The following is a 13,970-nucleotide window of genomic DNA, read 5'->3' as shown; positions in this document are numbered from 1 at the left end:
CCAAAGAGCCAGGTCGGCTTTCAGGCCGCCTCGGCGGCTGTGGCGGTAGTCGCCCCCTCGAGAGGCCGAGTGGAGGTTCTGCGCAGTGGGCAACCCGGCATGGATGCCGGGTTAGCCGCCCCCGGCCATGGATGGCCGATGGCGGCGGGCCCGCGGAGCAGGACCGGAGCGAGGGGACCCTGAGCCTTGGCGAAGGGCCGAACGAAAGGGGCAAGAGCGCTTGGTTACTTGGCGCTTTTCCAAGTAACTCGCCGTAAGGGCGAAACCAATAGCAGCCATTACCGCAGAAACGGATATGTACCCAACCCCAACCCCACCTGATCGCGGTGCAACATGAAATATCCCACGGACGTTACATCGTGATCCTCTTCTAAGCGGCGCCCTTTGCAAGGAAACCCTCGGGTATACTCCCGCGCTTTGTGATGCCCTGCTGGCGTCACGGCTGAAATGTGAAGCGTCATGCAATGCGCACTTACGATTTGTCAGTGCAGCCCGCGTGGTTCTGAACCAGCCTTGCAGGGATGTTTCGGTGATTTTTGGAGTTTTTATGCTCGAACAGGCTCAACGCGTCCTCAAGGACATCTTCGGCTACGACAGTTTCCGTGGCCGTCAGGGTGCAATCATTGAGCGCGTGGCCAGTGGCGGCGACGCCCTGGTGCTGATGCCTACCGGTGGCGGTAAATCCCTGTGCTTCCAGGTGCCGGCGCTGCTGCGCGAAGGGCTGGCGGTGGTGGTGTCGCCGCTGATCGCGCTGATGGACGACCAGGTCGCGACCCTCGAAGAATTGGGCGTCGCTGCCGCTGCGTTGAACTCCACGCTGAGCGCCGAGCAGCAGCGCGATCTCGCCGCGCGAATCAAGCGCGGTGAAGTGAAGATGCTCTACCTCGCGCCGGAACGTCTGGTCCAGCCACGCATGCTGGCCTTCCTGCAAAGCCTTGAAATTGCCCTGTTCGCCATCGACGAAGCCCACTGCGTGTCCCAATGGGGCCACGACTTCCGCCGCGAGTATCTGCAACTGGGCCAGTTGGCGGAACTGTTTCCCAATGTTCCACGCATCGCCCTGACCGCGACGGCGGACAAGCGGACTCGCGAAGAAATCGTCGATCGTTTGCACCTGCAGGATGCCGAGCGCTTCCTCTCCAGTTTCGACCGCCCGAACATTTTTTACCGCATCGTGCCCAAGGAGCAGCCGCGCAAACAGTTGTTGGCGTTCCTCGCGGAGCGGCGCAGCGATGCCGGCATTGTCTACTGCCTGTCGCGCAAGAAAGTCGATGAAGTGGCGGTGTTCCTCAGCGAGCAGGGTTTCCCGGCGCTGCCGTACCACGCCGGCCTGCCCAACGAAACACGAGCGCTGCACCAGAAGCGCTTCCTCAACGAGGAAGGCCTGATCATGGTTGCCACCGTGGCGTTCGGCATGGGCATCGACAAACCCAACGTACGTTTTGTTGCTCACCTCGATTTGCCGAAATCCCTCGAGGCTTACTACCAGGAAACCGGTCGCGGCGGCCGTGATGGTCTGCCGGCGGATGCCTGGATGGCTTACGGCCTGCAAGACGTGGTGATGCTCAAGCAGATGTTGCAGAACTCCGAAGGTGACGAGCGCCACAAGCGTCTGGAGCATCACAAGCTCGACGCCATGCTCTCGCTCTGCGAAGAAACCCGCTGCCGTCGTCAAACCTTGCTGGCCTACTTCGACGAAGACATGCCCGAGCCGTGCGGTCACTGCGACAACTGCGTTGACGGCGTGCAGACCTGGGACGCTACCGAACCGGCCCGTCAGGCGCTCTCGGCGATTTATCGCACCGGCCAGCGTTATGGCGTCGGGCATCTGGTGGATGTGTTGCTGGGCAAGGACAACGAAAAGGTCCGCAGCTTTGGCCATCAGCACCTGTCGGTATACGGTGTCGGCAAGTCGATGGGCGAGAGTGAGTGGCGCTCGCTGTTTCGCCAATTGGTGGCGCGCGGTCTGGCCGACATCGATCTCGAAGGCTATGGCGGCCTGCGCCTGAGTGACACCTGCCGACCGCTGCTCAAGGGTGAAGTGACCCTGGAACTGCGTCGCGACCTCAAGCCGCAAACCACGGCGAAAAGCAGCAAGAGCCAGGCAAGCCAACTGGTTCGCGGCGAAGAACGCGAACAGTGGGAAGCCTTGCGCGTCTTGCGCCGCAAGCTCGCCGAGGAACATGGGGTGCCGCCGTACGTCATCTTCCCCGACTCGACCTTGCTGGAAATGCTCCGCAGCCAGCCGACCTCTCTATCGGAAATGGCCACGGTCAGCGGTGTCGGTGCGCGCAAACTGGAGCGTTACGGCGAGGCCTTCCTCGAAGTCCTCGGCGGTCAGGTCGAGGCACCAAAAGTGGTGGCCGACGTGCGCCACGAATTGATAACGCTCGCGCGGGCCGGCATGACGCCGCTGCAAATCGCCGGTCAGCTGCAATGTTCGGAAAAGAATGTCTACACCATTCTCGCCGAGGCCATTGGCAAGCAGCAGTTGTCGCTGGAACAGGCGCTTGATCTGCCCGAAGACTTGATGGGGGAAGTGCAGGACGCGTTCCTCGACGGCGAGGGTGAGTTGCCGCCGGTGGCGGAGATTGCTGCGCTGTTCGCCGGTCGTGTGCCGGAAGGTGTTTTGTACTGCGTACGTGCCGCACTGCAATCGGAATTCGAGATCTGACGCTCAAATCCTGAAACGGTTGTATTGATGTAACGATTCAGTACAGAGCAAACCTTGCCTCAAGCCAAGGGTCATGCTTAGCTGACTAATAATTAGTTTTTCTCTATTTCAGTCTAACCATGAGTGTTTTATGCCGTTAACCGATCAACACCGCTTTGGCATGCAACTGGCCCAGATGTCGCGCGGCTGGCGTGCCGAACTGGACCGCCGTCTGGCCGGCCTGGGTTTGTCTCAGGCGCGCTGGCTGGTGCTGCTGCACCTCGCGCGTTTTGACGACGCCCCGACCCAACGTGAATTGGCGCAAAGCGTCGGCGTCGAAGGGCCCACCCTGGCACGACTGCTCGACAGCCTGGAAAGCCAGGGCCTGGTTCAGCGCCAGGCAGTACTGGAAGATCGCCGGGCGAAAAAAATCGTCCTCTGTGCGCCGGCCCTTCCCCTGATCGAACAAATTGAAACCATTGCCACTCAACTGCGCCACGAGCTGTTCGACGGCGTCGATGAGGCGGATTTGAAGGTCTGCATGCGAGTCCACGGGCACATACTGGCCAACCTGGAAAAATCTTGAGGCATAAGCAAGCGCCGGCTTTTTGAGATACCCCGTTGAGCAGACTATAAAGAACTACCAGGCAATATCGTGTTCGTAACGGATGTGCGAACACGCACTGGTTGGTTCTGGTTATCTAAGGGATGCTCATGCTCGAGAGTTGGCACGTTGTATTGCGGTGTTGCGCCAGGCTGCTGCTGGCCGGTGGGTTTGTCAGCTACTCGGCATTGGCGCCTGCACTGGGCCTGGGTGAAATCACCCTGCATTCGGCACTCAATCAACCGTTGCGTGCCGACATCGCCCTGGTGGATGCCGCCGGTCTGGAGGAGGGCGAGTTGTCGGTCAGCCTGGCGACGGCAGACGAGTTCAGCCGTGCTGGTGTCGAACGGCTTTTCTTTCTCAATGACCTGAAGTTCACACCGATCCTGCGGGGCAATCGCAGCCTGATCCGGGTGAGCTCCAACAAAGCGGTCAACGAACCCTTCCTGAATTTTCTCGTGCAACTGAATCAGCCGAACGGCCGTGTACTGCGCGAGTACACCGTGCTGATCGATCCTCCGGGAACGCCGGGCATTACTCCGGTCACTGACGAACCCGCCGCCAGTTCACCGAACTCTCCATTCCCGAGCGTTACACCTGCCGTTGCGCCTCCACCCGTGGCGAAGAAAACCGCCCAGGCGAAGGTTGAGCCACCGGCCGCTGTACCGGTGATTGATCCCGTCGCAGAACAGCTGGCTGCCAGCGTGCTGCAAAATCAGCAACTGCAAAAAACCGTCGATGAGTTGAATGCGAAACTGCAGGCTCAAGACGAACAGATCGCCGGCCAGAAAAAACAGATCATCGAATTGCAAACCCGCCTGGCGGAGGTCCAGCAAGCACCGCCGGTCACGCCGCAAGCCGTGGAGCCCGCCCCGGTCGTGGCACAAGAGCCCGAGGCGTTCAACTGGCCGTTGATTATCGGGTTGCTGGTGCTGCTGGGGCTGGTGGTGGGGCTGATTGTTCGTCGGCAACGACAGCAGATTCAGGCATTGCCCGAAGATCTCCCGGTTTTACCGTCGCGGCATGAACCGGTGCTTGATCGACCCGTAGCGCCGGTTGTGAAGGCCGCCCCTGTCCATCACGAGGAGACGCCGTCTGGCGATGTACTGGAGGGTGTGGGCATCTACCTGACGTATGGGCGTTTTTCCGAAGCGGCGGCATTGTTGCGAGAAGCCCTGGTCAAGGAACCACAGCGCACGGATCTGGCGGTGCAACTGCTGGAAGTCCTCGGTAAACAAGGGGATGTGCCAGCCTATGATGCGCAGGAGAGCAGCTTGCGAGGCGCCGGGTTCGATTCCCGGCAACTTCAGGAAATCCGTGCCCGCTACCCGAAGCTGACCAGCGCGGTGCCCGAGGCTGCGACCACCGTTATCACGACACCGGTAAAATCCGAAGCAGCGCCGGGCGATGAGTTCCAGTTGAACCTGGAGGACCTGTCGATGGATTCGAGTTGGGACCTGGTCAGTCCATTCGAAAACCCTAAACCCTCGGACGAATCGCCCAAACCCGAAGAACCGACCCTGGGCGAGCCCGAGCTGGAATGGATCGCCGAGCCGGACTCACAGTCTCTGGACGACGATTTTCTCAACGAGTTCGCCGATGCAGGTCAATCGCTTGAGCTTGAACCGCTGAGACCGGAACCGGTGGAACCGACCAACGCAGGCAAACTGGAACAGGCTCAGACCTGCATCGATGACGGCGATCTGGACAGCGCCATCGAACTGCTGAACGAGTTGCTCAAGGACGGTGATGAGCCACTCAAACAGACTGCGCGGACGTTGTTGGCCGGTATCCGCTGACGCTCTATCATGGCGGTGCCCCTTGGCTCAGGAGTTTCGCCCGTCATGACCGCGCATAAACCGGAAATCGTCATCACTTACTGCACGCAATGCCAATGGCTGCTGCGTGCGGCGTGGTTGGCGCAAGAACTGCTCAGTACCTTTGGCGACGATTTGGGCAAGGTGTCGCTGGTGCCGGGCACCGGTGGCGTGTTTCACATTTTCTGTAACGATGTGCAGATCTGGGAGCGCAAGGCTGACGGCGGTTTTCCGGAGGCCAAGGTACTCAAGCAGCGGGTCCGCGATCAGATTGATCCGGACCGCGACCTGGGCCACAACGACCGCACTCAGTGAGACGCGGCTTCGGCAGCGACTACTTTCTTGCTTGAACCGCCGGAGAGCCTGCTGGACACGACAATCGCGACGATGATCAACGCGCCGCCGATCAGCATGCGCAGCGTCGGGTTTTCATTGAACAGCAACCACGCCATGGTGATGCCGTACACCGGCTCCAGCGCAAACACCACGGCGGCGGTTCGTGCCTTGATCACCGCGAGGCTGGCGACGAACAGACTGTGGGCGACGCCGGTACAGAATATTCCCAGCAGGCCGATCCACAGCCAGTCAATGGTGCGCACTTCGCTCAGTTGCGGTGCCGCCACCGGCAGCAAACACAACGCGACCACTACGTTCTGACACAGCGCAGCCTGTACCGGCGGAATTCTCCCGGAACTGGCGCGGTTGGTCAGCGACAGCAACGCGAACAGCAGGCCAGAACCTACCGCCCACAACAGGCCGGTGGTGGCGCCGCTGGCCAGATCGAAGTCCGGCGTGACCAGCACCAACCCGACACTCACCAGTACCACCAGCAGGATCTCGTTGGCGCGAATTCGCTCGCGGAAGATCAACCCTTCCAGGATCACGGTGAACGCCGGGAAACTGGCGAAACCGAGGGTCGCGATCGCCACGCCCGCCACCTTTACCGCAATGAAGAAACTCACCCAGTGTCCGGCCAGCAACAAACCGCTGAGCAGCAATCGGCGCCAGTCCACGGCGTCGAGTTTTTGCCAGCGGGTGTGGCTGGCGAATCGCGCGAAAAGGGCCAGGGCGAGCACGGCAAAGGCCGCACGACCGAAGACGATAACGGCGGGGGAGGCGGCGGCGAGTTTGCCGAACACACCGGTCAGGCCAAACATCAATGCGCCGATATGCAGTGCGCCCAGGGCGGTACGGGGAGTCATTGCGATCCTTGATAAACATAACCAACAGAGGTGCAGTCTAGAGGGCTGTCGGTATGCCTGTCTGTCGTCAGGCTCGCATCATTTGTCGCCAGCCTCGCGCCGCAATTTTCCGGGAGAGACACCAAACTCCCGCAGCACCGCCGCTGAAAATGCACTTTGAGAGCTGTAGCCGACCCGACTCGCAATCTCGCCGACGGGCAATGCCGAATCGCGCAACATACTCACGGCCATGTGCAAGCGACGGCTGCGGATGTAGTCCATCGGCGTCTGCCCGCATTCAGCGACAAATCGCGCATGCAGCCGAGCGCTGGACAGCCCGGCAATGCGCGCCAGATCGGCCACTTGCAACGGATAGGCCGCGTATTGATCGATGTGCGCATTCAATGCGGCGTACGGCAGACGCCGACCGCCCACCCCTTCGCTTTTGGCGTTGTTGAGGCTGGCCAGCAACAGTACCGCGCCTTGTTGCGCGATCAGCGGGTCGCTGACCTGACTGCCCGCCAGCCAACTGACCAATTGGCTTTGCCCGGCATCCAGCGGCAGGCGCCCTGCGTTGTCGAGCAAGCGGCGGCTGGCATCGGCGTGCTCGCCAAGGGACTGAACCACCCATTGATCGCTCGGCACGTCCAGCACCAGGCAGCGGCTGCCATTGGCGCTGCCGCACGCATGATGGAAGCCGGACGGGACGACCACGAAACTCTGCTGAACCACCTGGCTGCCATGCCCGTCGACTTCGAAATCCAGCGCCCCCGACAACCCGAACACCAGTTGCGCGTGGTCGTGGCTGTGGACGATCAGGTCGTGAGTGTATTGGCGCAGCGTGAGGATCGGTCTCATCGCAGGTCTCCCGATTAAGGCTGCCAGTCTACACCGAGGGCGTTCATGTGCGTTGTCACAGGACTGACTTGTCCCTGTCATGGGCAATTAACCCGACCGGCGCAAGCTTGCGCAAACAATCGCAGAGGGTTGCCCATGACCAGCGCCGAGCTCGCCAAACCCAGTCGTAAGCAACGTGTGCGGACCTTGTGGATTTCCGATGTGCATCTGGGCACCCGGGATTGCCAGGCCGAGCACTTGTCGCAGTTTCTCAAGGGCTACCACGCGGACAAGATCTACCTGGTCGGCGACATCATCGATGGCTGGAAGCTGCGCGGCGGCATGTACTGGCCCCAGGCGCACACCAACGTGATCCGTCGTCTGTTGACCATGAGCAAGCGCGGCACCGAGGTGATTTATGTCACCGGCAACCACGACGAATTCCTGCGCCGTTACTCGAAGCTGATTCTGGGCAACATCCAGTTGGTGGATGAAGCCGTGCACGTGACCGCCGACGGTCGTCATTTGCTGGTGATTCACGGCGACCAGTTTGACGTGATTACCCGCTATCACCGCTGGCTGGCGTTCCTCGGCGACTCGGCTTACGAATTCACCCTGACCCTCAACCGCTGGCTCAACCATTGGCGTGCCCGGTATGGCTACGGTTACTGGTCGCTGTCGGCGTACCTCAAGCACAAAGTGAAAACCGCGGTCAGTTTCATCAGCGACTTCGAAGAAGCCATCGCCCACGAATGCGTCAAACGCGAATTGCACGGCGTGGTGTGCGGGCACATTCACCATGCCGAGATTCGCAAGGTCGGCGAGGTGGATTACCTCAATTGCGGGGATTGGGTGGAGTCGTGTACGGCGCTGATCGAACATTGGGATGGATCGATCGAGTTGTACCGGTTGGCGGATGCCCAGGCACGGGAGGCGGAGTTGAAGGCCATCAAAGTCGCCGAACCCGCGTAGGCAGGTCAGACGCCTTCGCGGGCAAGCCTCGCTCCTACAGGGCCAGCGCAAGCCTGTAGGAGCGAGGCTTGCCCGCGAAGGGGCCAGGCCTGACACCGCAGATCTATCAGGCCGGCGCGTGTTCTTGCATCGCCGCCCTGTAAATCGAGTTCTTCGGATGAGCAAACAACCGCTCCATCATCGGCTCGAAGAAGCTCAGCGGTAACGTTTCATACTCGGGATCAAACGCCGCCGCATCATACTTTGCGCAAAACTCGATGGTCGCCTGATACTGCGGATGCCCGCTGAATTGCTCGCGTAAATGCCGGTCCATCCCCAAGTGATGGAAAAAGTAGTACCCCTGGAAAATCCCGTGTTTCTCCACCATCCACACATTCTCGGCGCTGACAAATGGCTTGAGGATCGCCGCCGCGATGTCCGGGTGGTTGTAGGAGCCCAACGTGTCACCGATGTCGTGAAGCAGGGCGCACACCACGTACTCTTCGTCGCGGCCATCGCGCCAGGCGCGGCTGGCGGTTTGCAGGGAGTGGGTCAGACGATCCACCGGGAACCCGCCAAAATCACCCTCCAGCAGTTTCAGGTGCGCCATGATCCGTTGTGGTAATTGCCTCGCGTAGGCACTGAAGTCGGCGGCGATGATCGCCCAGTCTTCCTGCGTGCCGTCCTGCATGTGGGTGAAGCGGGCATTGGCATTCATCGGCTAGTCTCTCTTTGCTTTTCTATAGCGGCTGCGCCTAGAACGGTACGCGGCCCAGAATCATGTCGCGAAACATCACAAAATCGCCGAGCAGGCTGTAAAACGGATGTTGAAAGGTTGCAGGACGATTCTTTTCAAAGAAGAAATGCCCGACCCAGGCGAAGCTGTATCCCGCCAGCGGAACGGCCAGCAGCATCGACCAGGCACCTTTGCCGATGGTCAGCGCCAGAATGCAAATAACCAGCGTCGTGCCAATAAAGTGCAATCGTCGGCAGGTACTGTTGCTGTGTTCGCTGAGGTAATACGGGTAAAACTCAGCGAAGCTGTTGAAACGTCTGATGTTTTCCACGACTGCGATCTCTGTGGTTATTGTTCTGACTGCAAGTTGTTCTGCGGGTAGCTTATTTGAGTCTAGAGTGATCATTGGCATCAGCCAGTGACAATGGGCGCCACTTTAGTATCCTTCGGAAATTGGCCGTAGCATGCGGCTCATCATGTAAGTAAACGCCATGAGCGAACGAACGACTTCTGCAAGCTGGGCGATGGGGATTGTCAAAGCACTGGAGATGGACGGCCTGGATTGCCGGGTTCTGTTCAAGCAGCTGGGGCTCGACTACGCGTCACTGGACGATCCGGATGCGCGCTTCCCGCAAGATTCCATGACACGTCTGTGGCAGCGCGCGGTCGAGCTGTCCGGTAACCCGGCGATTGGCCTGAACATGGGCAAGGTAGTACGACCGGCGTCATTCCACGTGGCTGGGTACGCCTTGATGTCCAGTCAGACCCTGGCCGAAGGCTTTCAGCGGCTGGTGCGTTATCAGCGGATCATCGCCGAAAGTGCCGACCTGAGTTTCCGTCTGCTGGATGAGGGGTATGCCCTGATTCTGACGGTCCACGGCGACCATCTGCCGCCGACCCGACAAAGTGCCGAAGCCTCGCTGGCCTGCGCGCTGGCGCTGTGCGGCTGGCTGACCGGGCGCACCCTGCAACCGCGCAAGGTGTTGGTGCAGGGCGAACAGCCCGTCGATCTCGAACCGTATAAACAAGCCTTCCATGCGCCGCTGGTGTTCAACGCGCCTTATGACGCGCTGATTTTCGAGCGCGCCGACATGGAAGCACCGCTGCCAACCGCCAACGAGGCCATGGCGCTGCTGCATGACCGCTTTGCCGGGGAATACCTGGCGCGCTTTTCCGAAAGCCGCGTGACCCACAAGGCGCGTCAGGTGTTGTGCCGTTTACTGCCCCAGGGCGAGCCCAAGCGCGATACCGTGGCGCAGACGCTGCACTTGTCGCAACGCACGTTGCAGCGACGCTTGCAGGAAGAGGGCACGAGTTTTCAGACGCTGCTCGATGACACCCGGCGCGAACTGGCCGAGCAGTATTTGGCGCAACCGAGCATGACCCTGCTGGAAATTGCCTACCTGTTGGGGTTCGCCGATCCGAGCAATTTCTTCCGCGCCTTCCGACGCTGGTTCGATGCCACCCCCGGCGAGTACCGGGTGCGGCTGATGGATGCGCCGAACCAGGTCAGTGACGCCAGAACGCCGGAATACACAGAACAAACACCGTAATGATCTCCAGTCGGCCGAGCAGCATGCCGAACGACAGAATCCACTTGGCGGCATCCGGAAGGGTGGCGAAGTTGCCCGCCGGGCCAATGGTTTCGCCCAGCCCCGGGCCGACCCCGGAAACGGTACTGGCGGCGCCGGTCAGCGCGGTCATCCAGTCGACGCCGAGCAGCGACAACAGCAGGGCGATCACACAGATGGTAATGGTGAAGAAGAACGAAAAGGTCAGGATCGAACGCACGATCTCTTCGTCGAGGCGATGGCCGTTGTACTTCTGCTTGATCACCGCGCGCGGGTGAATCAACTGGTTAAGGTTGGCCTTGAGCAGAATGTAGGCGACCTGGAAACGGAAAATCTTGATCCCGCCTGCAGTTGATCCCGAACAACCGCCGACGAACCCCAGATAAAAGAACAGCATCAGCGAGAAATTGCCCCACAGGCTGTAGTCCCCGAGTGCGAAACCGGTGGTGGTCACCACCGACGTCACGTTCAGCGCCACATGCCGTAGCGCGTCCAGCCAATGCAACTGAGTGGTCCACCAGTACCAGGTGGTGAGCACCAGCCACGTCACCAGCAACATGCCGAGCAAACCTTGAACCTGTTCATCCTTGATCAGCGCCTTGCGGTTACCACGCAACGTCGCCACGTACAGGGTGAACGGCAAGCTGCCGAGAATCATGATGACGATCGCCACCCAGTGCACCGCCGGTTGCGTCCATTTGGCCAGTGACTGGTCGGAGGTGGAGAAACCGCCGGTGGAAATCGCCGACATCGCGTGGTTGATCGCATCGAACGGGCTCATCCCGGCCCACCAGAACGCCAGGCTGCCGAAAATGGTGATGCCGACGTAGGCTGCTACGATCAAACGCGCCACCATGTGCGAACGGGGCATGACTTTTTCGGAACGGTCTGACGACTCGGTCTGAAACAGCCGCATGCCACCGATACGCAGCAACGGCAGAATCGCGACGGCCATGCCGATAAAGCCGATGCCACCGATCCAGTGCAGCAACGAGCGCCACATCAGGATGCCGGGGGACATGTCATCGAGGTGGTTGAGTACCGTTGAGCCGGTGGCCGTAATCCCGGACATGCTTTCGAAGAATGAGTCGGTGTAGCTGATGTGCTGGGTCAGCAGGAATGGCAGCGCCGCAAAGATGCACACCACCAGCCAGCTGCTGACGGTCAGCAGGTACATGTCCCGCGGGCGCAAGTGCACGTGCTCGGGGCGGCCGGGGATCACCAGCGCCAGGCCGGCGACAAAGGTGATCATGCTGGCCCAGAGGAACGACGGCAGATCGCCGGTGCGATCGAAAATCAACAGGGTGGCCATGGGCACGACCATGGCGATCGCCAGCGTGATCAGGAAGAGGCCGATGATGAAACCAATGAGACGTAAGGTCGGCAACGCCATGAAGTCCGCTCGGGCTGAAAGTAGGAAGGGCGCCATTCTACCCGTGGGGCAGGGCATGTAAACCGGCATCCCCGTGGCACTTGCAGCTAGAATAGCCGGACATTTTTTTCAGGAGGTGGCCGATGCAGGCTCTCGACGCTTTGCTCAACCGTGTTTCCGTTCCACGACTGATCGACCCGGCCCCTACCGCCGAGCAGCGCGAAGTGCTGTTTAACGCCGCGATGCGTGCGCCGGATCACGGCCACTTGCAGCCTTGGCGCTTCCTGACAGTCGAAGGCGCAGCGCGCGAGCAAATGGGCGAGTTGCTGGCCGAAGCCGCGAAACTGCAGGACGGTGAAGCGTCCGAAGCGGTGCTGGACAAGGCCCGCAATGGTCCGCTGCGCGCACCGTTGGTGGTCGTGGTGATCGCGCGGTTGCAGGATCACGTCAAGTATCCGAAGTCCGAGCAGTTGCTGGCGGCTGGCTGCGCGGCGCACGGGATTCTGCTGGCAGCCTATGCGCAAGGTATTGGCGCGGTCTGGCGCACCGGTGAGCTGGCGTATTCGGCGCATGTGGCCAAAGGGTTGGGGTTGGCTGAAGGGGAAGAGGTGATTGCTTTCCTGTACCTGGGCACGCCGCTGAAAGAACCGCGTGTTGCAGAGAAAGTCGATCTGGCTGAATTCGTCAGCGTCTGGCCTTCAAAACCCTAAGATCAAATGCTTCGCGGGCAAGCCTCGCTCCTACAGGTTTATGTCAGTCACGATGCTGTGGTACGGCACCTAACCCTGTAGGAGCGAGGCTTGCCCGCGAAGCTTTTAGGGTTGGACGACAGCCCCGGGTACTAAAGGTAATTCCAGACTGGCAATGAACCCGCCATCCGGATGATTGGCCAACACCAGACTCCCGCCATGCCGCTCCGCCGCCCGGCGTGCAATGGCCAACCCCAAGCCATGCCCGGCGGCTGTTTGCCCCGGCGCCCGATAAAACGGCTCACCCAACTGGCTCAAATGCTCGGCGTCGACCCCCGGCCCATGGTCACGCACGCTCACCACAATCCGCTCACCCTGACGCACTGCCTGCATTTCAATCGATTGCCCCACCGGGTTGAAGCGCTGGGCGTTGCGCAGCAGGTTGTCCACGGCGCGCTCGATCATTGTCGGCCAGCCTTTGAGATTCAGTTGTGGTTCCGCGTCGAGGCGAACGTTCTGCTCCGGCGAACCCAGTTGCGCATCCTTTTGCAGCGAGTTGAGCAGCGCATTCAGATCAACGTCTTCTGCGCTGGCGTTGTCGGCATCGACCCGCGCCAGTACCAGGATCTCGCTGATCAGCGCTTCGAGGCGGTCGCACTCGCGGGTCAGGCGCGGCCAGAGTTTTTCCCGTTCTTCTGGGTTGGCCCGTTCGGCCAGTGCCAGCGCTATGCGCAACCGGGCAAGCGGAGAGCGCAATTCGTGGGACACATCGCGCAGCAATTGGCGCTGACTGCCGATCAGGCTTTGCAGCCGTGAGCCCATGCGGTTGAAATCGTTGGCGAGCACGCCGAACTCATCGCGACGGTTGGCCAGTTTCACCAGGCTGTTCTGTTGATAGGTGGTTTGCCCCAGATCATGCACCGCGCCGCGCAAGCGGCTTAGCGGTCGGGTGATGGACAGGGTCACGAACAGGCTGAACAGGGTCAGCACCACGAGCGCGATGCCCAGCGCACTCAGTGGCCAGAGCAGGCTTTCGCGGTGCCATGAGTCCAGCTCCGGGTGCGGAATACGATAAATCAGCAGGTAGGTGTCGCCGGTTTTTTCACTGGTGTACTCGGCGGTCAGACGCCGCCACGGCAGGCGTCGGTCATCGTTGTTCTGCCGTGCTTCGAAGGCGGCCGCGCGACGCGGAAAGGTGCCGCGAACGAGCGGGTCACCGCTTTCGTTGAGCACCTGAACGTCGATGTGATACTGGCGTTTGCGCTGTTCGAGAATGTCCTGGGCGGCTTCTTCGCCCTGGGCTTCGTAGGTTTGCGTCCATTCTTCGGGCAGGGTATTGAGGCCCGGGTGGCGACTGAGAATCCACGCGTCCTGGTTGAGCATGTGCCCGAGCAGAATGGACAACCCTGCCACCAGAGCGATGGCCAGCCAGAAGCTGGCCAGGATACGCCAGAACAATGAGCGCACAGAAAATCCTCAAGCTGACTGAATTCCATGTGGGAGCGAGCCTGCTCGCGATGGCGGTGTGTCAGTCAAAGTAACTTGGTCTGATACACCGC

The 13,970-nt window shown here is 60.6% G+C and carries 13 protein-coding genes; 7 read left to right on the top strand and 6 right to left on the bottom strand.

All coding sequences use genetic code 11. From position 1 onward, the window contains the following. The first annotated feature begins 547 nt into the window (after positions 1-547). From recQ to KGA97_RS26930, 4 genes are all read left to right on the top strand, one after another. Positions 548-2,674, top strand: a complete 2,127-nt coding sequence (recQ, locus tag KGA97_RS26945; protein ID WP_223481823.1) for a DNA helicase RecQ — start codon at positions 548-550, stop codon at positions 2,672-2,674. Between the two features lie 130 nt (positions 2,675-2,804). Continuing rightward, a complete protein-coding gene (locus KGA97_RS26940; RefSeq protein WP_008030423.1) occupies positions 2,805-3,239 on the top strand; it encodes a MarR family transcriptional regulator in 435 nt (144 codons plus the stop codon). Positions 3,240-3,367: 128 nt separating this feature from the next. Beyond that, entirely contained in the window at positions 3,368-5,056 is a 1,689-nt protein-coding gene (locus KGA97_RS26935) for a FimV/HubP family polar landmark protein (RefSeq protein ID WP_207285392.1), read from the top strand. Between the two features lie 45 nt (positions 5,057-5,101). After that, the gene (locus KGA97_RS26930) at positions 5,102-5,389 is read left to right on the top strand and encodes a SelT/SelW/SelH family protein (protein WP_008030428.1); all 288 of its coding nucleotides are present in this window, start codon (positions 5,102-5,104) and stop codon (positions 5,387-5,389) included. Here KGA97_RS26930 and KGA97_RS26925 read toward each other — a convergent pair. Both KGA97_RS26925 and KGA97_RS26920 read right to left on the bottom strand, forming a co-directional pair. Beyond that, the gene (locus KGA97_RS26925; RefSeq protein WP_223451153.1) at positions 5,383-6,276 is read right to left on the bottom strand and encodes a DMT family transporter; all 894 of its coding nucleotides are present in this window, start codon (positions 6,274-6,276) and stop codon (positions 5,383-5,385) included. The genes KGA97_RS26930 and KGA97_RS26925 overlap by 7 nt on opposite strands. 78 nt (positions 6,277-6,354) lie before the next feature. After that, the gene (locus KGA97_RS26920; RefSeq protein ID WP_008030432.1) at positions 6,355-7,113 is read right to left on the bottom strand and encodes a helix-turn-helix transcriptional regulator; all 759 of its coding nucleotides are present in this window, start codon (positions 7,111-7,113) and stop codon (positions 6,355-6,357) included. A 135-nt stretch (positions 7,114-7,248) separates the two neighbouring features. Between KGA97_RS26920 and KGA97_RS26915 the strand changes: the two genes are divergently transcribed. Next, positions 7,249-8,064 (top strand): UDP-2,3-diacylglucosamine diphosphatase, encoded by an 816-nt coding sequence (locus tag KGA97_RS26915; RefSeq protein WP_008030433.1) that lies wholly within the window; start codon positions 7,249-7,251, stop codon positions 8,062-8,064. A 106-nt stretch (positions 8,065-8,170) separates the two neighbouring features. On the opposite strand, the gene KGA97_RS26910 is transcribed toward KGA97_RS26915, so the two are convergent. Both KGA97_RS26910 and KGA97_RS26905 read right to left on the bottom strand, forming a co-directional pair. Further along, positions 8,171-8,761, bottom strand: a complete 591-nt coding sequence (locus KGA97_RS26910; protein ID WP_008030435.1) for an HD domain-containing protein — start codon at positions 8,759-8,761, stop codon at positions 8,171-8,173. 37 nt (positions 8,762-8,798) lie between these two features. Next, on the bottom strand, positions 8,799-9,110 hold the full coding sequence (locus KGA97_RS26905) for a DUF962 domain-containing protein (protein ID WP_207285395.1): 312 nt from the start codon (positions 9,108-9,110) through the stop codon (positions 8,799-8,801). A gap of 160 nt (positions 9,111-9,270) precedes the next feature. Between KGA97_RS26905 and KGA97_RS26900 the strand changes: the two genes are divergently transcribed. Then, positions 9,271-10,332: an AraC family transcriptional regulator gene (locus KGA97_RS26900; RefSeq protein ID WP_202949139.1), complete on the top strand. Its 1,062-nt coding sequence runs from the start codon at positions 9,271-9,273 to the stop codon at positions 10,330-10,332. Here the strand turns inward: KGA97_RS26900 and KGA97_RS26895 are convergent. Further along, positions 10,289-11,743 (bottom strand): TrkH family potassium uptake protein, encoded by a 1,455-nt coding sequence (locus tag KGA97_RS26895; RefSeq protein WP_008030441.1) that lies wholly within the window; start codon positions 11,741-11,743, stop codon positions 10,289-10,291. The genes KGA97_RS26900 and KGA97_RS26895 overlap by 44 nt on opposite strands. A 122-nt stretch (positions 11,744-11,865) precedes the next feature. On the opposite strand from KGA97_RS26895, the gene KGA97_RS26890 reads away from it, so the two are divergent. Continuing rightward, positions 11,866-12,432, top strand: a complete 567-nt coding sequence (locus tag KGA97_RS26890; protein ID WP_223481822.1) for an NAD(P)H nitroreductase — start codon at positions 11,866-11,868, stop codon at positions 12,430-12,432. Between the two features lie 105 nt (positions 12,433-12,537). Here KGA97_RS26890 and KGA97_RS26885 read toward each other — a convergent pair whose 3' ends face one another. Further along, positions 12,538-13,878 (bottom strand): sensor histidine kinase, encoded by a 1,341-nt coding sequence (locus KGA97_RS26885; RefSeq protein WP_008030447.1) that lies wholly within the window; start codon positions 13,876-13,878, stop codon positions 12,538-12,540. Positions 13,879-13,970 lie beyond the last annotated feature (92 nt).

Source organism: Pseudomonas sp. BF-B-15, assembly GCF_019946675.1.
Classification (GTDB): Bacteria; Pseudomonadota; Gammaproteobacteria; order Pseudomonadales; family Pseudomonadaceae; genus Aquipseudomonas; species Aquipseudomonas migulae.
Note: the sequence above shows the minus strand (reverse complement) of the source record. Positions and strands in the feature narration are given on the sequence as shown.